Origin of the sequence: Streptomyces sp. NPDC047043 (assembly GCF_040644055.1) — a bacterium.
Classification (GTDB): domain Bacteria; phylum Actinomycetota; class Actinomycetes; order Streptomycetales; family Streptomycetaceae; genus Streptomyces.
Window position 1 is genome coordinate 1 of sequence record NZ_JBEYVO010000073.1, and the last position, 17,413, is coordinate 17,413.

At 70.3% G+C, this 17,413-nt stretch carries 13 protein-coding genes and 1 pseudogene; 5 read left to right on the forward strand and 9 right to left on the reverse strand.

What is annotated here, in order from left to right; translation table 11 throughout:
- Positions 1-339 precede the first annotated feature (339 nt).
- The 3 genes from ABZ880_RS53620 to thyX form a co-directional block, all read right to left on the reverse strand.
- Positions 340-2,025, reverse strand: coding sequence for a ribonuclease J (locus ABZ880_RS53620; protein ID WP_361279117.1), 1,686 nt, complete (start codon positions 2,023-2,025; stop codon positions 340-342).
- A gap of 128 nt (positions 2,026-2,153) precedes the next feature.
- Positions 2,154-3,053 carry a 4-hydroxy-tetrahydrodipicolinate synthase gene (dapA, locus tag ABZ880_RS53625; RefSeq protein WP_361279119.1) on the reverse strand — a complete coding sequence of 300 codons (900 nt, stop codon included), beginning with the start codon at positions 3,051-3,053 and terminating at the stop codon, positions 2,154-2,156.
- Between the two features lie 211 nt (positions 3,054-3,264).
- The gene (gene thyX, locus ABZ880_RS53630; protein WP_361279121.1) at positions 3,265-4,002 is read right to left on the reverse strand and encodes an FAD-dependent thymidylate synthase; all 738 of its coding nucleotides are present in this window, start codon (positions 4,000-4,002) and stop codon (positions 3,265-3,267) included.
- A 211-nt stretch (positions 4,003-4,213) separates the two neighbouring features.
- On the opposite strand from thyX, the gene ABZ880_RS53635 reads away from it, so the two are divergent.
- Positions 4,214-4,450 (forward strand): hypothetical protein, encoded by a 237-nt coding sequence (locus ABZ880_RS53635; protein ID WP_361279123.1) that lies wholly within the window; start codon positions 4,214-4,216, stop codon positions 4,448-4,450.
- A 90-nt stretch (positions 4,451-4,540) separates the two neighbouring features.
- A complete protein-coding gene (locus ABZ880_RS53640) occupies positions 4,541-5,095 on the forward strand; it encodes a hypothetical protein (protein WP_361279125.1) in 555 nt (184 codons plus the stop codon).
- 78 nt (positions 5,096-5,173) lie between these two features.
- Here ABZ880_RS53640 and ABZ880_RS53645 read toward each other — a convergent pair whose 3' ends face one another.
- From ABZ880_RS53645 to rpsO, 5 genes are all read right to left on the reverse strand, one after another.
- Positions 5,174-5,626 (reverse strand): hypothetical protein, encoded by a 453-nt coding sequence (locus ABZ880_RS53645; protein WP_361279127.1) that lies wholly within the window; start codon positions 5,624-5,626, stop codon positions 5,174-5,176.
- Positions 5,627-5,638: 12 nt separating this feature from the next.
- Complete coding sequence (dapB, locus tag ABZ880_RS53650; RefSeq protein ID WP_361279130.1) at positions 5,639-6,391, reverse strand: 4-hydroxy-tetrahydrodipicolinate reductase; 753 nt, start codon at positions 6,389-6,391, stop codon at positions 5,639-5,641.
- 41 nt (positions 6,392-6,432) lie between these two features.
- On the reverse strand, positions 6,433-7,812 hold the full coding sequence (locus ABZ880_RS53655) for a pitrilysin family protein (protein ID WP_361279132.1): 1,380 nt from the start codon (positions 7,810-7,812) through the stop codon (positions 6,433-6,435).
- Positions 7,809-10,025, reverse strand: a complete 2,217-nt coding sequence (locus ABZ880_RS53660) for a polyribonucleotide nucleotidyltransferase (RefSeq protein WP_361279134.1) — start codon at positions 10,023-10,025, stop codon at positions 7,809-7,811. The genes ABZ880_RS53655 and ABZ880_RS53660 overlap by 4 nt, the downstream gene beginning before the upstream one ends.
- Positions 10,026-10,361: 336 nt before the next feature.
- On the reverse strand, positions 10,362-10,649 hold the full coding sequence (gene rpsO / locus ABZ880_RS53665; protein ID WP_361279136.1) for a 30S ribosomal protein S15: 288 nt from the start codon (positions 10,647-10,649) through the stop codon (positions 10,362-10,364).
- 284 nt (positions 10,650-10,933) lie between these two features.
- On the opposite strand from rpsO, the gene ABZ880_RS53670 reads away from it, so the two are divergent.
- Positions 10,934-11,197 carry a DUF397 domain-containing protein gene (locus tag ABZ880_RS53670; RefSeq protein ID WP_361279138.1) on the forward strand — a complete coding sequence of 88 codons (264 nt, stop codon included), beginning with the start codon at positions 10,934-10,936 and terminating at the stop codon, positions 11,195-11,197.
- Between the two features lie 58 nt (positions 11,198-11,255).
- On the opposite strand, the gene ABZ880_RS53675 is transcribed toward ABZ880_RS53670, so the two are convergent.
- Positions 11,256-12,788 (reverse strand): PQQ-binding-like beta-propeller repeat protein, encoded by a 1,533-nt coding sequence (locus ABZ880_RS53675; RefSeq protein ID WP_361279140.1) that lies wholly within the window; start codon positions 12,786-12,788, stop codon positions 11,256-11,258.
- A 478-nt stretch (positions 12,789-13,266) separates the two neighbouring features.
- Between ABZ880_RS53675 and ABZ880_RS53680 the strand changes: the two are divergent.
- Together ABZ880_RS53680 and ABZ880_RS53685 are read left to right on the forward strand one after the other, a co-directional pair.
- Positions 13,267-13,395 (forward strand): annotated as a pseudogene (locus ABZ880_RS53680) (SCO5717 family growth-regulating ATPase); the annotation flags it as partial.
- Positions 13,396-14,127: 732 nt separating this feature from the next.
- The gene (locus ABZ880_RS53685; RefSeq protein WP_361279143.1) at positions 14,128-17,334 is read left to right on the forward strand and encodes an AAA family ATPase; all 3,207 of its coding nucleotides are present in this window, start codon (positions 14,128-14,130) and stop codon (positions 17,332-17,334) included.
- Positions 17,335-17,413: the final 79 nt, after the last annotated feature.

Sequence of the window (17,413 nt, forward strand, 5' to 3'; positions counted from 1 at the left end):
TGAGTTCTCAAGGAACGGACGCTTCCTTCGTACTCACCCTCGCGGGCTTTCCTCCGGGCGCTTCCCTTCGGTCTTGCGTTTCCGACTCTATCAGACCGTTTCCCGGCCCGATTTCCTCGGCGCTTTCCAGGTTCCTGCTTTCGCGTTTCCCTTTCCGGCGGATCCGACTTTATCAGAGATTCTGAGTCGGAATTTCCACCCGCTCCGGGGACTGGTTCCGGTGCACAAGGCGGCCGGGTTCCCGTTCTGGCGGAGCCGTAAACGTACTGGAGCGGGGCGCCCCGATGCAAATCGAGGCGCCCCGCTCCGGGTTCACGCGTACGAGGGGTCGTACGTCGGTCAGACCTCCACCACGACCGGGAGGATCATCGGCCTGCGCCGATAGGTGTCCGAGACCCACTTGCCGAGGGTGCGGCGGATGAGTTGCTGCAGTTGGTGGGGCTCCACCACGCCGTCCTGGGCCGAGCGCTCGAGCACCTCCGCGATCTTCGGGGTCACCTCGCCGAAGGCCGAGTCCTCGATGCCCGAGCCGCGGGCCTGGATGTGCGGGCCGCCGGTGATCTTGCCGGTGGACGAGTCCACCACCACGAAGACCGAGATGATGCCCTCGTCGCCGAGGATCTTGCGGTCCTTCAGCGCCGGTTCACCGACGTCGCCCACGGAGAGACCGTCGACGTAGACGTAGCCCGCCTGGACCTTGCCCGCGATCTTCGCCTTGCCCTCGACGAGGTCGACGACCACGCCGTCCTCGGCGATGACGATGCGGTCGTGCGGGACGCCGGTCATGGCGCCCAACTCGGCGTTGGCGCGCAGGTGGCGCCATTCGCCGTGGACCGGCATCAGGTTCTTCGGGCGGCAGATGTTGTAGAAGTACAGGAGCTCGCCGGCCGAGGCATGGCCCGAGACGTGCACCTTGGCGTTGCCCTTGTGGACGACGTTGGCGCCCCAGCGGGTCAGGCCGTTGATGACGCGGTACACCGCGTTCTCGTTGCCGGGGATCAGCGACGACGCCAGGATCACCGTGTCGCCGTCGACGATGCGGATCTGGTGGTCGCGGTTGGCCATGCGGGACAGGGCCGCCATCGGTTCGCCCTGGGAGCCCGTGCAGACCAGGACCACCTCGTGGTCCGGGAGGTCGTCGAGCGTCTTGACGTCGACCACCAGGCCCGGCGGGACCTTGAGATAGCCGAGGTCGCGGGCGATGCCCATGTTGCGGACCATCGAGCGGCCGACGAAGGCGACCCGGCGGCCGTACTCGTGGGCCGCGTCCAGGATCTGCTGGATGCGGTGGATGTGGCTGGCGAAGCTCGCCACGATGATCCGCTTGCGGGCGGTCGCGAAGACCTGGCGCAGGACGTTGGAGATGTCCCGCTCGGGCGGGACGAACCCAGGGACTTCGGCGTTCGTCGAGTCGGAGAGAAGGAGGTCGATGCCCTCCTCGCTCAGGCGCGCGAACGCGTGCAGGTCCGTGAGGCGGTTGTCCAGCGGGAGCTGGTCCATCTTGAAGTCGCCGGTGTGGACCACCATGCCCGCGGGCGTTCGGATGGCCACGGCGAGGGCGTCCGGGATGGAGTGGTTGACGGCGATGAACTCGCAGTCGAAGGGTCCGACGCGTTCGCGGTTCCCCTCCGCCACCTCGAGGGTGTACGGACGGATGCGGTGCTCCTGGAGCTTGGCCTCGATGAATGCGAGGGTCAGCTTGGAGCCGATCAGCGGGATGTCCGGCTTCTCGCGCAGGAGGTAGGGGACACCGCCGATGTGGTCCTCGTGGCCGTGCGTGAGCACGATGCCCTCGATGTCGTCGAGGCGGTCCCGGACGGACGTGAAGTCCGGCAGGATCAGGTCGATTCCGGGCTGCTCCTCCTCGGGGAAGAGCACTCCGCAGTCGACGATGAGAAGGCGGCCGCCGTACTCGAAGACCGTCATGTTTCGGCCGATCTCGCCGAGACCGCCGAGCGGGGTGACCCGTAGGCCGCCTTCGGGGAGCGGCGGGGGCGGGCCGAGTTCAGGATGCGGATGACTCAAAAGACTCTCCTCACCACGCACGCCACGTACCGGTTGGGCACGTGGCGCGCGTGACGTTCGTGCATGAGCAGTTGTCGTTGTGGGGCGCAGGCACCGGTGGCCTGCTTATTCAGTTGTGAAGTCTGGTATCAGAGCTGTACCCCGCCGGCGGCAAGATCGATCTTGAGCTGGGCGATCTCCTCGGGCGTGCATTCGACCATGGGGGCGCGCAGCGGTCCGGCGGGCAGGCCCTGGAGGGCGAGGGCGGCCTTGGTCGTCATGACGCCCTGGGTGCGGAACATGCCCGTGTAGACCGGGAGCAGTTTCTGGTGGATCTCGGTGGCCTTCTGGACGTCGCCCGAGACGAAGGCATCGACGAGGGCGCGCAGGTCGGGGGTGACCACGTGGCCGACGACCGAGACGAAGCCGACCGCTCCGACGGACAGCAGCGGGAGGTTCAGCATGTCGTCGCCGGAGTACCAGGCGAGGCCGGAGCGGGCGATGGCCCAGCTGGCGCGGCCGAGGTCGCCCTTGGCGTCCTTGTTGGCGACGATCCGCGGGTGCTCGGCGAGCCGGACCAGCGTCTCGGTGTTGATCGGGACGCCGCTGCGGCCCGGGATGTCGTAGAGCATGACCGGCAGTTCGGCGGCGTCGGCGACGGCCTTGAAGTGGCGGTACAGGCCCTCCTGCGGGGGCTTGTTGTAGTACGGCGTGACGACCAGGAGGCCGTGTGCGCCCACCTTCTCGGCGGCGCGCGCCAGCTCGATGCTGTGGTGGGTGTCGTTGGTGCCGACGCCGGCGACCACGTGCGCCCGGTCGCCGACGGCCTCCAGGACTGCCCGTACGAGATCCGATTTCTCCGCGTCGCTGGTGGTGGGGGACTCGCCGGTGGTGCCGTTGATGATCAGGCCGTCGTTGCCTGCGTCCACCAGGTGGGCGGCGAGCCGCTGCGCGCCGTCGAGGTCGAGTGCGCCGTCCGCCGTGAAAGGCGTGACCATGGCGGTGAGGACCCGCCCGAAGGGGGTCTGCGGAGTGGAGGTCGGAGCCATGGGTAACACGCTACTCGCTGCTCAATGCGTGGTCTGCCCTTGGGGTGCGGGATAAGTCCGGACAAATGCGGAGCCCGGTACTGCCTGCTCGGGGGTTCAAGCAGTACCGGGTCCGTTTGATCAGGCTAGATGAACTTCTCCAAATGCCGCAATACGGACACTTCGCGAGGCTGACCCGTACATCTGTGCCCGGTTGAGGAACGGGGCTGCGTTACGGCGCCACGCGTCCGTTCGCATTGAAGGCGGCGTAGGTGAGGGGCATGAGCTTGGCCCACTCGGCCTCCATCTTCTCGCCGACCATCTCGATCTCCCGCTGCGGGAAGGACGGGACCTTCGCCATCTCGTGCTGGGTGCGCAGGCCGAGGAAGTGCATCAGCGAGCGGGCGTTGCAGGTGGCGTACATCGAGGAGAACAGGCCGACCGGGAGGACCGCGCGGGCGACCTCGCGGGCGACGCCGGCGGCGAGCATCTCCTGGTAGGTCTCGTAGGACCGGCGGTAGGAGTCCTCCATGGCGCGGCCGACCAGCTCCTGCTGGGCCTGGGTGCCCTCCACGAAGACGTACTTGCCGGGGCGGCCCTCCTGGACGAGTTTGCGGGACTCGCCGGGGACGTAGAAGACGGGCTGGAGCTCCCTGTACCGGCCCGATTCCTCGTTGTACGACCAGCCGACGCGGTGCCGCATGAACTCGCGGAAGACGAAGATCGGGGCGCTGATGAAGAAGGTCATCGAGTTGTGCTCGAACGGGCTGCCGTGCCGGTCGCGCATCAGGTAGTTGATCAGGCCCTTGGAGCGCTCGGGATCCTTGCCCAGCTCGTCCAGGGACTGCTCGCCGATGGTCGAGACGCGGGCGGCGAAGAGCACGTCGGCGTCGGACGCGGTGTGCTTGACCAGCTCGACGGTGACGTCGCTGCGGAAGCTGGGCTTGAGGTCGTCGGCGGTGTCGGTCACGACTCGGAGGGTCCTTCCATCACTTCTGGCGGGCGGCGCCCACTCTACGGCCCGGCACTGACAACGGGGCGTTCGGTGCCGGGACGCGACATACGTCAGCGAATTTCTGTGAATTCGGCGAAACCGGGCACCTTTTGGGGCCCTCGCTCGTCTGTGTAGACGACAGTCACCCGTTCGACGACAAGCTCGATCCCGAAGGAGAAACACCCCCATGTTCGGTCGGCGCGAACCCGTCCCGTTCGCCTTCCTCTCCGAAGCCGACAGGTTCCGCAGCAATGTCGCGCCCCCGCCTCGTGAGCGGGCGTCCGTCGGTCAGATGGCCGGGCGCTGGCTGCTCGGGCTCACCCTCGTCGCGGGTTTGGTGGGCTCCCTGGTCCTCGGCATGCCGGCGCTCTCCACCGACACCAGTACACCGGCTCAGCAGTCACAGGCGTCCCAGGGGCGCTGACTCCATCAGACCCCCACGGGTGGTGAGCAGGGACACGGGCGGATAGCCTCACCGGGCACAGCCCACGCATGGATTGAGTGAGGACCAGTCGTGCCCCTGCCCTTCCTGACGGCCGACCGCGCTTTCGAGACAGCCGACGATCTCGCGCTGCCCTTCGACGACCGCGACCGCTGGCGGCGTCCCTACCGTCCGGGGCCGTGGCGTGTGGGCGTGGCCGCGCTGTGTCTGCTGCTCGCCTCGTTCGTGCTGTTCGCGGCGGTCATCATCGCGTTCACCGCGTCGCCTCCCGAGGCCGGCGTGGTCTTCGGTATCGCGCTGGCGGTCATCGCGGCCTCCCTGCGGCTGCTGCGCATGGGTGTGTGGGTGAGTGCGCGCGGGCTGCGCCAGGTGCGCTTCCTCAGCACCCGTACGACGCCCTGGGACCGGATCATCGCCGTGCGGACGGCACAGCAGCCGGTGCGCTGGCTCGGGTTGCCGCGCACGGTTCAGGGGCAGGCGCTGATCCTCGTACGCAGGGACCGTTCCCCGCAGGACGCGCCGGTGCTGCTGACCACGCACAACGCCGACTTCCTGGCGCGGGCGGGGTCGTTCGACCGCGCCGCGGACACGATAGAGGCGTGGGCGGCGGAGAACCGGCGGGGCTGACCTGGGCGTTCGTAGGCGTATGCCTCATGCGAAGGGGCCGGTCCGCAGCGGTGCGGGCCGGCCCCTTCGCCGTACGTCTCAGGCCTCGACAGTCCTGCCGTCGTGCAGCGCGATCGCCCGCTGCATCGCCTTGCGGGCGCGCGGGGTGTCGCGGGCGTCGTGGTAGGCGACCGCGAGGCGGAACCAGCTGCGCCAGTCGTCGGGGGCCGCCTCCGTCTCGGCCTTGCGCTTGGCGAAGATCTCGTCGGCCGAGTCGCGGTCGATACGGCCGCCGGGTGTGCGCTTCAACTCGTCGACGGGCAGGCCGCCTTCGGCGTCGAGTTCGGCGGCGAGGGCGTTGGCCCTGCGGACGAACTGGGTGTTCTTCCACAGGAACCACAGGCCGATGACCGGCAGGATCAGCACGGCCACGCCGAAGGTGACGGTGATGACCGTGCCGGACTGGATGAGCATGACGCCGCGGCTGCCGACCAGGACGAAGTAGAAGACCAGGACGGCGGCCGTTATGGCGTAGGAGAGCTTCGCGCGCATGACGTCAGGTGCTCAGTTCAGGTCCAGGAAGTGTTCCAGGCCGAAGGTCAGGCCCGGAGTGGTCACCACGCGGCGGGCGCCGAGCAGGATGCCCGGCATGAAGCTGCTGTGGTGGAGGGAGTCGTGGCGGATGGTCAGCGTCTCGCCCTCGCCGCCCAGCAGGACCTCCTGGTGGGCCAGCAGGCCACGGAGGCGGACGGAGTGGACCGGGATCCCGTCGACGTCGGCGCCCCGCGCGCCGTCGAGCGCGGTCTCCGTGGCGTCCGGTGCCGCGGCCGTGCCGGCCTCGCGGCGGGCCTCGGCGATGAGCTGGGCCGTGCGCGTGGCGGTGCCTGAGGGGGCGTCGACCTTCTTCGGGTGGTGGAGCTCGACGACCTCCACCGACTCGAAGTAGGGCGCGGCGATCTGCGCGAACTTCATGTTCAGGACGGCGCCGATGGAGAAGTTGGGCGCGATGAGGACGCCCGTCTCCGGGGAGGCGGCCAGCCAGCCGTTCAGCTGCGCGAGGCGCTCGTCGGTCCAGCCCGTCGTACCGACGACGGCGTGGATGCCGTGGCCGACGCAGTACTCGAGGTTGGCCATCACCGAGTCCGGTGTGGTCAGTTCGGCGACGACCTGGGCGCCGGTCTCGGCCAGGGTCTCCAGCTTGTCGCCCCGGCTGAGGGCGGCGACCAGCTCCAGGTCCTCGGCGGCCTCGACGGCCCGTACCGCCTCGGAACCGATCCGGCCCTTGGCACCGAGGACCGCCACGCGCAGCTTGCTCATCTTCTTGCTTCCTTAACCGGGGGTTGTGACCGGAGGGGGTGTTAGGCGACGGCCTCGTGCAGACGGGACGCCTGCTTGTCCTTGAGCGGGCCGATGACCGACAGCGAAGGCCGCCGTCCCAGGATGTCGCGGGCGACCGAGCGGACGTCGTCCGGGGTGACCGAGGCTATCCGGGCCAGCATGTCGTCGACGGACATCTGCTCGCCCCAGCACAACTCGCTCTTGCCGATACGGTTCATCAGTGCGCCCGTGTCCTCGAGGCCCAGGACCGTCGAACCGCGCAGCTGGCCGATGGCGCGGCCGATCTCGTCGTCCGACAGGCCGTGCTCGGCGACGTGGTCGAGTTCGTCGCGGCAGATCTTCAGCACGTCGTGCACCTGCGAGGGCCTGCAGCCGGCGTAGACGCCGAACAGGCCGCAGTCGGCGAAGCCGGAGGTGTACGAGTACACGCTGTAGGCCAGGCCGCGCTTCTCGCGGACCTCCTGGAAGAGCCGGGAGGACATGCCGCCGCCGAGGGCCGTGTTGAGCACGCCGAGCGCCCAGCGGCGGTCGTCGGTGCGGGCCAGGCCCGGCATTCCGAGGACGACGTGCGCCTGCTCGGTCTTGCGGCCGAGGAGCTCGACGCGGCCCGCGGTGCGCAGGGCGCGCCTGCCGTCGCGCGGGGCGATGGGCGAGGCGTCCGGGTTCTTGAGGGCGCCCGCCTTCTCGAAGGCCGCGCGGACCTGTCGTACGACCTTGTTGTGGTCGATGTTGCCCGCGGCCGCCACGACCAGGTGCGTCGGGTCGTAGTGCTTCTTGTAGAAGCGGCGGATGCGGTCGGCGGTGAGGGCGTTGACCGTGTCGACCGTGCCGAGGACCGGGCGGCCGAGGGGGTTGTCGCCGAACATCGTGTGCGCGAACAGGTCGTGCACGCAGTCGCCCGGGTCGTCCTCGGTCATCGCGATCTCTTCGAGGATGGCGCCGCGCTCGACGTTGACGTCCTCTTCGAGTATGAGCGAGCCCGTCAGCATGTCGCAGACGACGTCGATGGCGAGCGGTAGGTCGGCGTCGAGCACGCGCGCGTAGTAGCACGTGTACTCCTTCGCCGTGAACGCGTTCATCTCGCCGCCGACCGCGTCGAGGGCGGAGGAGATGTCCAGCGCACTACGCCGGGTCGTGCCCTTGAAGAGCAGGTGCTCCAGGTAGTGCGTGGCGCCGTTCAGGGCCGGCGTCTCGTCGCGGGAACCGACGTGGGCCCAGATGCCGAAGGTCGCGGAACGGACCGAGGGCAGGGTCTCGGTGACGATGCGCAGGCCGCCGGGGAGGGTGGTCTTGCGGACCGTGCCGATGCCGTTCTCGCCCTTGATCAGCGTTTGGGTACGGGCGACGGCCCGCGCCTCCGAAGAGGTGCGGGCCGTCGCCGTGGAGCTGCTCGACGTCACTTGTCGGTGTCGTCCTTCTTGTCTTCGTCGCCTTCGCCCTCGATCACGGGGACGAGCGAGAGCTTGCCGCGGGAGTCGATCTCGGCGATCTCGACCTGGACCTTCTGGCCCACACCGAGGACGTCCTCGACGTTCTCCACGCGCTTGCCGCCGGCGAGCTTGCGGATCTGCGAGATGTGCAGCAGACCGTCCTTGCCGGGGAGGAGGGAGACGAAGGCGCCGAACGTCGTCGTCTTCACGACCGTGCCCAGGTACCGCTCGCCGACCTCGGGCATCGTCGGGTTGGCGATGCCGTTGATCGTGGCGCGGGCGGCCTCGGCGGCCGGGCCGTCGGCGGCACCGATGTAGATGGTGCCGTCGTCCTCGATGGTGATCTCGGCGCCCGTGTCCTCCTGGATCTGGTTGATCATCTTGCCCTTGGGGCCGATGACCTCACCGATCTTGTCCACGGGGATCTTGACCGTGATGATCCGCGGGGCGTTCGGGGACATCTCGTCCGGCGTGTCGATCGCTTCCATCATCACGTCGAGGATGTGGAGGCGGGCGTCACGGGCCTGCTTCAGGGCGGCGGCCAGGACGGAGGCCGGGATGCCGTCCAGCTTGGTGTCCAGCTGGAGGGCGGTCACGAACTCCTTCGTGCCGGCGACCTTGAAGTCCATGTCACCGAAGGCGTCCTCCGCACCGAGGATGTCGGTGAGGGTGACGTAGTGCGTCTCGCCGTCGATCTCCTGGGAGATCAGACCCATGGCGATACCGGCGACCGGGGCCTTCAGCGGCACACCGGCGTTCAGCAGCGACATGGTGGAGGCGCAGACCGAGCCCATGGACGTCGAGCCGTTGGAGCTCAGCGCCTCGGACACCTGGCGGATCGCGTAGGGGAACTCCTCGCGCGTCGGCAGGACCGGCACCAGGGCGCGCTCGGCGAGGGCGCCGTGGCCGATCTCGCGGCGCTTCGGGGAGCCGACGCGGCCGGTCTCGCCGGTGGAGTACGGCGGGAAGTTGTAGTTGTGCATGTAGCGCTTGCGGGTCACCGGGGAGAGGGTGTCCAGCTGCTGCTCCATACGGAGCATGTTCAGGGTGGTGACGCCCAGGATCTGGGTCTCGCCACGCTCGAACACCGCGGAACCGTGCACGCGCGGGATGGCCTCGACCTCGGCGGCCAGCGTGCGGATGTCGGTGACACCGCGGCCGTCGATGCGCTTCTTCTCCTTGATGACGCGCTCACGGACCAGGGTCTTGGTCAGCGAGCGGTACGCGGCGGAGATCTCCTTCTCGCGGCCCTCGAACTCCGGCAGGAGCTTCTCGGCGGCGAGCGCCTTGACGCGGTCGAGCTCCGACTCGCGCTCCTGCTTGCCGGCGATCGTCAGCGCGGAGGCGAGCTCCGGCTTGACGGCGGCGGCGAGCGCCTCGAGGACGTCGTCCTGGTAGTCCAGGAAGATCGGGAACTCGCCGGTCGGCTTGGCGGCCTTCGACGCGAGGTCGGCCTGGGCCTTGCAGAGCACCTTGATGAAGGGCTTCGCAGCTTCCAGACCGGCGGCGACGACCTCCTCGGTCGGCGCCTCGGCGCCGCCCTTGACCAGCTGGATGGTCTTGTCGGTGGCCTCGGCCTCGACCATCATGATCGCGACGTCGCCGTCCTCCAGGGTGCGGCCCGCGACGACCATGTCGAAGACGGCGTCCTCGAGCTCGGAGTGCGTCGGGAAGGCCACCCACTGGTTGTTGATCAGCGCGACGCGGACGCCGCCGATCGGGCCGGAGAAGGGCAGACCGGCCAGCTGCGTGGACGCGGAGGCGGCGTTGATCGCCACGACGTCGTACAGGTGGTCGGGGTTGAGCGCCATGATCGTGGCGACGACCTGGATCTCGTTGCGCAGGCCCTTCTTGAAGGACGGGCGCAGCGGGCGGTCGATGAGACGACAGGTGAGGATCGCGTCCTCGGAGGGGCGGCCCTCACGGCGGAAGAAGCTGCCGGGGATCTTGCCGGCGGCGTACATCCGCTCCTCGACGTCCACCGTCAGGGGGAAGAAGTCGAGCTGGTCCTTGGGGTTCTTGGAGGCGGTGGTGGCCGACAGCACCATGGTGTCGTCGTCCAGGTACGCCACGGCGGAGCCGGCGGCCTGCTTGGCCAGGCGGCCCGTCTCGAAGCGGATGGTGCGGGTGCCGAAGGAGCCGTTGTCGATGACGGCCTCGGCGTAGTGGGTCTCGTTCTCCACTAGCGTTTTCTCCTCGTCTTCGTCCCTCCTGCCCGTGTGGCAGGGGGACGGTTGCGGAGAAGCGCTCCATTCAGTGCGGGCCGGTCTTCGATCGAAGCACCCGGGGCTCGCTTCCCCCGGGGGCCACTACCGAGGACCGGCGGCGGCGAGGTAGCGCTTCTCCTCGTTCGTCTTGTGATGTCGGCCTACCCCTACGGGTGCGGCTCATCACTCTGTGTCGTACGTATTGCGTTGTGCTACCACACTACAAAGCGCCGGTGACACTCTGCACGTTTCCGTACGTACGGCAAAGGGAGCGGTCCCCCAACTCTCGGGAACCGCTCCCTTCACGGCGTCTTACTTGGCGCCCGCAGCACCACGGCGGATGCCGAGGCGGTCGACCAGCGTACGGAAGCGCTGGATGTCCTTCTTCGCCAGGTACTGGAGAAGGCGGCGGCGCTGACCGACCAGGATCAGCAGGCCGCGGCGGGAGTGGTGGTCGTGCTTGTGGGTCTTGAGGTGCTCGGTCAGGTCGGAGATCCGACGGGACAGCAGAGCGACCTGGACCTCGGGGGAGCCGGTGTCACCCTCCTGGGTACCGAACTCGGCGATGATGGACTTCTTCGTAGCGGCGTCGAGCGACACGCGTACTCCTCATGATCTGTGGTTGCCGCCGAGTGCCCCTGGTCTGCTACTCAGGGGAGCTTCCGTGACTCGGGAGGCGGGGATCCGCTGGGCGCGGCCTCCAGGGCCGGCAGGGTGAACCTGCGGGGGGCTCCGGGGGTGCGTACACAAACGGCCGTCACACAGGGTACCAGGCAATGGTGGGCGCCCTTGCACGGGTTTCCGAAGGCCACGAACGGTGCGGAAGCGGCCACTAGGGTGAGCCCACAGATCGTTTTCGTACGTCGGGAAGGGGTCGCTGCGGCATGGCGGAGACGGAAGCGGAGATCAAGGCGCGCAAGGAGCGGGAGCGGGACGAGCTGTACGCCCTCGACATCTCCGGCGTCGAGTGGCAGAGCGCGCCCGGCACCGAGGAGCACGAGGAGCGGGTGGAGATCGCCTACCTTCCCGGCGGTGCCGTGGCCATGCGCTCCTCGCTCGATCCGGACACCGTGCTGCGCTACACCGAGGCGGAGTGGCGGGCCTTCGTGCTGGGCGCGCGGGACGGGGAGTTCGATCTCGAGGCGTAGGCCTTCGCAGGTACGACGAGGGGGTGGGGTCCGGTCGGACCCCACCCCCTCGGCTGCTTCACGTCGACTGCTTCACGGCCATGCTCTCGATGCCGAGCACGAGATAGACCCACTTGGGCCGGCCCTTGGCGGGGCCGTCGACCTTCTTGACGCCGAAGAAGATGCGGCCGTCCTGGACGACGATGTCGTTGTAGTCCGTCATCGTCATCAGGTCCGCCTCGTCCGGCAGGTCGAAGTAGAGGTACGGGGTCTCGGTGGCCGCCTTGGGGTCCAGGCTGACGAGCCCCGAGGGCATGACGTGCTGGTCGGTCACGCGGACGGCGAGGAGCTTGTCGCCGCTCATCCGCACCGGGTACAGGAGCGAGCCGGGGCCGGAGTCGAACTTCTTGGTGGTGTGCCCGGTCGCCAGGTCGAAGCCGATGACCCAGTTCGAGTTGATCAGCTCGCCCGAGTCCTTGCTGCGCAGGAAGACCTGGTCGTCACCGACGGCGATGGTCGGACAGTCGTCGGTGGTGAGGAAGTCGTCGAACGAGCACTCGCCGACGTAGGTGCCGTTCTGGAGACGGATCACCGCGCGGGTCTTGCCGTCGGCGTTGAGGGACAGCATCTCGGAGATGCCGATCTCACCGGCCTGGACGGCCAGGACGGGCGGTTCGGCGGACGGGATGTTGAGGTCCCGGATGCCCTTCGCCGCCGAGTAGGTCCACAGGACCTTGCCCGTCTTCGGGTCCACCTTGCGCGCCTTGTAGGTGGTCGCGTCGGTCGAGCCGAGGGCGGCGCCGTCGTGCCAGCACTGCTGACGGACCAGCAGGGCGCCTCCGCCCGCGGCGCCCATGTCCTGGCAGGAGCCGGTCGACGTCGTCTCCCAGATGCGCTCGCCGGTCTTCATGCTGTACGCGTCCGTGCCGCCGCCCCAGGTCACGACGACCGTGCCGTGCACCAGGGTCACGCTCGGGGTGTCCTGGTCCTCGCCGCCCGTCGCCAGTCCCTTGGCGTCCCCGAACCTGGAGTAGGGGAAGTCGGTCGACCAGACCTCGCGGCCGTCGTCGAGGTCGAAGAAGGCCACGTGGTTGCAGTAGGCGCCACCCCGGTCGTTGGCCCGGTAGAGGACGGCCGTCCGGTTGTCGTTGGTGACATGGCGCGTGTAGCCGCAGATCGGGCCGCCGAGGGGGAGCTTCCACTTCTCGTCGCCCGGGACGGCGTCGGTGCCGATGCGCAGGCCGATGACGGTCTTGTTGATGCCCTTGGCGAGGATCTTGTCCGTGGCCCACATGCCGGGCATCCGGTACTCCTCGCCCGGGCTCAGGTCGTCCACGGAGAAGCGGAAGGCCATCTTTCCGGTGGCGCTCGCGGGCTTCTTCTCGACGGTCTCCCGTACGTCGAGCGGCCCCTGGCCGGTGGCGAGCGGCTTGCCCGACGTCGTCGAGCCCGCGCCGCCACCGCCCCACAGCAGCCAACCGCCCGTGCCGAGCGCCGCGACGAGTACGACCACGAGCACGCCCAGCAGCCACTTCCGGCGGCGGTTCTTCTCGTCGGTCTCCGCGGCGAGGGCGGACTGGGTGTACATGGAAGGGGGTGGGCCGAAGCTCACGCTGGGGTCCTTTTCCTGTGAAGCGGTCACGGATTCCTGTGGGGTGATCACGAAAGCGCCCCTACTATGCCGGGCGTTGCGATCACACGTGCGGGTGGGTGAAGTCGCGGGCCGTCAAGGCCCTTGCGGGGTGCGGTGGTTCGGGCGACGACTGCGACCGCTTTTGTTCGGGTTCGGCGTGAGATTCTGCGCGACAGGTGCACGAGTATCGCCCGTTTTGTTCACCAATACGCTGGCTCTGTACGCCACTTCTGAGCCGGTTGTGACGCAGTGGTCAGGCGCTCAGGGGTGGGCGGGCCTGCCGAGGTGGGGTCCGTGGTGATTAGGCTGGGAGGGGGCGCGTCGCCAGACCCGTGGACCAGGCGGCGGTGTCCCAGGGGGGAAGCCGGTGGATCGGACGACCTCGGAACGACTCAGGACGACAAGCAATGGTCGCCCCGGCACGGCGTGAGGGTGCTCGACCACACCAGGAGGAACTGTGAGCAGCGATCGGGACGGGATCCGCGGGGGCTGGGCCACACCCGGCGATGACCAGCCCGATGCGGAGTCCGCCATCGAGACGACGGGCGAGTTCACCATCGACTACGCGCCGCCTGCTTGGTACACGCAGAACGCCTCGGAGGGCGCAGGCGCGGGTGGCGGCGGAGCCGGTGGTTCCGGTGCGGCCGGACCCGGTTCCACGGCCTCCGGGCCCGCCGGTGCGCCGGGGGCGGCCGGGGGCAACGGTTCCGGTGCGGCCGGGGCGGTGCCGGGGGTGCCGTCTGCTTCCGGGTCTCCTTCGGACTTCTCCATCTCCTCGCTGCCGGGGCTGACTCCGCCGGCTCATTCGGTTCCGCAGCCTCCTTCGTCCGGCGGTCCGGCCTCCGTTCCGGCTCCGCCGGTTCCTCCGGCTCCGGGGGCTCCTTTCGCTCCGCCTGCGCCGGCGCCCGGGGCTCCCTTCACGCCCCCTGCGGCAACGCCCGCGCCCGGGGCCCCTTTTGCGCCGCCGCCCGCGCCCGGTACGCCGTTCACGCCGCCGGCGCCGCCCAGCGGCGGGCCGGGTGCGGTGCCGAGGCTTCCGGCGGGGAGCGGGTTCGAGCCGCAGCCGGGTCGGCCCGCGCCGCCTGCTCAGCCGCCGGGGCCGGGCGAGGCGCCGGGTGAAGGCCCCTCGTCGCCGACGGCCGTGCCGAACATTCCGGTCGGCGGGTTCCAGTCGCAGTGGGGGGCTCCGGCCGCCCCGCCGGCGCCCGTTGCCGCCGACTCGTCGGACGGCTCCGAGTCTTCGCCTTCCCCGGCTTCTCCGGCTGCCTCGGCTGCCGAGGACGAGTCCGGGAACGGGGACCTGGAGAGCGGTGCCACGATGCGGTTCTCCGCCGTGGCGCTGAAGCGTGAGATCGCCGAGCGCGCCACCGCGGCCGAGGAGGACGCCGCCGACGCGGCTTCCGTCGAGGCCGACGGTTCTCCCGACGAGGTTGCCGCGGGCGAGAGCGTGGACGTCGACACCCCCGTCGAGGGCGGTGACGGTGACACCGACGCCGAGGTGACGGACCCGTCCGCGGACGCGGAGACCGGAGCCGAGGACGAGGCCGCCGACGACAATACGGCCAACGAGGCCGAGGGCTCCGACTCGGCCGACGTGGTCGAACTCAGCGCCCTCTCCGGCTACTCCAAGGACACGGAGTCCTCGGCAATCGAGCCCGAGGACGCCGATTCGGGTGAGGCGGAGGTCGAGGGCTCGACCGACGCGGTGGCCGAGGCGGACGCGGAGGCGGAGGCCGAACCCGAGGTCACCGCGCCTGAGGACCCGACTTCCGTGGACGCCGAACCCTCGGACGCCGCAGTCGAAGACGTCGTACCGGGAGACCCCGACCCTGAGGCTGCCGAGCCCTCTGACGCCGTGCCGGCGGATGCCGCGCCTGCCGACGAACCCCAGGACAGCGATCCTCAGGACAGCGATCCTCAGGACAGCGAGCCCCAGGACACCGTGCCGAGCGCGGCCGACGCTCCTCAGGACGCGCCGCCCGCATGGACTCCCCCGCCGGCGCCGCAGGGCGGGCTGCCGCCGTTGCCGCCGTCGTACCAGCCTGCCGCGCCCGCACCGGCCGCCCAGTGGCCCGTACAGCCACAGCCGCAGCCGCAGCAGGCGGACCCCGCCGCACCCGCGCAGCCGCAACCGGCGGCCGCGCAGGGCCAGCCGCCTGTGCCTCCGCAGCAGCCGGCCTTCCAGCCGCAGGCCCCGCAGCCCGCCCCCGCGGCGTGGAACCACCCGAACCAGGCGCCCGCCCCGGCCGCTCAGCAGCCGCCCGTCGGCACGCCGCACCCGGGCACCCCGGCTCCGCCGCCGCAGCAGCCGCCGGCTCAACAGCAGCCCGGCGCCCCGGCACCCGGCGGTTACGGCTTCCCGCAGCCGCCCGCGGCCCCCAACACCCGAGGTGGCTACGGCTTCCCGCAGCCCGGCACCCCGGCCGCACAGCAGCCCCCGGCTGCCGCCCCCGCGGCACCCCCCGCCCAGCGCGGCCCCAACCCCCCTGCCCAACCCGGCGGTTACGGCTTCCCCCATCCCGGCGCCCCCGCCCCGAACGCCCAGCCGCAGGCCGCACCCGCGGCACCCGCCCAACCCGGCCCCACCCCGCCTGCCCAGCCCGGCGGTTACGGCTTCCCGCACCCCGGCGCCCAGCAGCAGCCCCCGGCCGCCGCACCCGCGCCCACCCCACAGAACGGCTACGGCTTCCCGCAGCCGGGCACCCCGGCCGCACAGCAGCCCCCGGCCGCCGCCCCCGCGGCACCGCCCGCCCAGCCCGGCGGCTATGGCTTCCCGCAGCCGCCCGCGGCCCCCAACACCCCCAGCGGTTACGGCTTCCCGCACCCCGGCGCCCCCGCCCCGAACGCCCAGCCGCAGGCCGCACCCGCGGCACCCCCCGCCCAAACCGGACCCACCCCCCCTGCCCAACCCGGCGGTTACGGCTTCCCCCAGCCGCCCGCGGCACAGGGGCAGCCGCAGCCTGGTGTGCCACCGCACGGGCAGCCTCAGCACGGTGGGCCCCAGCCGGGCGCGCAGGCACCGCAGGGATACCCCGAGCAGGCACCGCATGCCCCGCAGCAGCCCGTCGACCCGCGCGCCGGTGCAGCCTGGCCGCAGCCCATCCAGCACGATCAGCGGCAGGTGACCAACCCCGGTGCCGCACCGCTGGGTTACACCGCTGCGGTGGAGCTGTCCTCCGACCGGCTGCTCAACAACAAGAAGCAGAAGGCGAAGAGCGGGCGGCCCACGGCGGCGCAGAGCCGGTTCAAGATCGGCGGGAAGAAGGAGGAGGCCGAGCGGAACCGCAAGCTCGAGCTGATCCGGACGCCCGTGCTGTCCTGCTACCGCATCGCGGTCATCAGCCTCAAGGGCGGTGTCGGCAAGACCACGACCACGACCGCGCTCGGCTCCACGCTCGCCACCGAGCGTCAGGACAAGATCCTCGCGATCGACGCCAACCCGGACGCCGGTACGCTCGGCCGCCGGGTGCGCCGGGAGACCGGGGCCACCATCCGTGACCTCGTCCAGGCGATCCCGTACCTCAACTCGTACATGGACATCCGCCGGTTCACCTCCCAGGCGCCGTCCGGGCTCGAGATCATCGCCAACGACGTGGACCCGGCCGTGTCCACGACCTTCAACGACGAGGACTACCGGCGCGCGATCGACGTGCTCGGCAACCAGTACCCGATCATCCTCACCGACTCCGGTACCGGTCTGCTCTACAGCGCCATGCGCGGTGTGCTGGACCTCGCCGACCAGCTCATCATCATCTCCACGCCGTCCGTCGACGGTGCGAGCAGTGCGAGCACCACGCTGGACTGGCTGTCCGCGCACGGGTACGCCGACCTCGTGTCGAGGTCCATCACCGTCATCTCGGGTGTCCGCGAGACCGGCAAGATGATCAAGGTCGAGGACATCGTCAGCCACTTCGAGACGCGCTGCCGCGGTGTCGTGGTCGTGCCGTTCGACGAGCACCTCGCCGCCGGTGCCGAGGTCGACCTGGACATGATGCGGCCGAAGGTGCGGGAGTCGTACTTCAACCTCGCGGCGATGGTCGCCGAGGACTTCGTACGGCACCAGCAGATGCACGGCCTGTGGACCAGCGACGGCAACCCGCCGCCGGTGGCCGCCCCGCCGATGCCGGGCCAACCCATGCCGGGTCAGCCGTACGCCGCCCCTGGCCAGCCGCTTCCCGGACAGCCCGTGCCGGGACAGCCGATGCCCGGGCAGCACGTCCCCGGTCAGCCGCCGGTTCCGGGACAGCCGGGCCCGTACCCCCAGGCACCCCAGCCGCCGCAGCCCGGCACTCCGTACGCCATGAGCGAGCTCTACGGCCAGCCGGGCCAGCCGCCCGCCCAGCCCGGGCAGCCGTACCCGCCGCAGGCCCAGGCCCCGGCCCAGCCCGGCCAGCCCTACCCGCCGCAGCAGCCGGGCCAGCCGTACCCGCAGCCCGGTCAGCCGCCCGCGCAGCCCGGTTACGGCTACCCGCAGCCCCCGCAGCAGCCGGACGGGCAGACGCCTCCCCCGCCGCCGCAGCAGTAGCCCGGGAACGACGAGGGGCCGGGGGGGGGCGGCGGCGACCCGCCCCCCCCCACGAAGGCGCAGGTTCGGGAGGGATCGG

Excerpts from the sequence above, each read along its gene's own strand:
- dapA (WP_361279119.1), bottom strand. The coding sequence starts at position 3,053 with ATGGCTCCGACCTCCACTCCGCAGACCCCCTTCGGGCGGGTCCTCACC.
- ABZ880_RS53635 (WP_361279123.1), top strand. The coding sequence starts at position 4,214 with ATGTTCGGTCGGCGCGAACCCGTCCCGTTCGCCTTCCTCTCCGAAGCC.
- ABZ880_RS53645 (WP_361279127.1), bottom strand. The coding sequence starts at position 5,626 with ATGCGCGCGAAGCTCTCCTACGCCATAACGGCCGCCGTCCTGGTCTTC.
- dapB (WP_361279130.1), bottom strand. The coding sequence starts at position 6,391 with ATGAGCAAGCTGCGCGTGGCGGTCCTCGGTGCCAAGGGCCGGATCGGT.
- ABZ880_RS53670 (WP_361279138.1), top strand. The coding sequence starts at position 10,934 with ATGGCGGAGACGGAAGCGGAGATCAAGGCGCGCAAGGAGCGGGAGCGG.
- ABZ880_RS53685 (WP_361279143.1), top strand. The coding sequence starts at position 14,128 with ATGCGGTTCTCCGCCGTGGCGCTGAAGCGTGAGATCGCCGAGCGCGCC.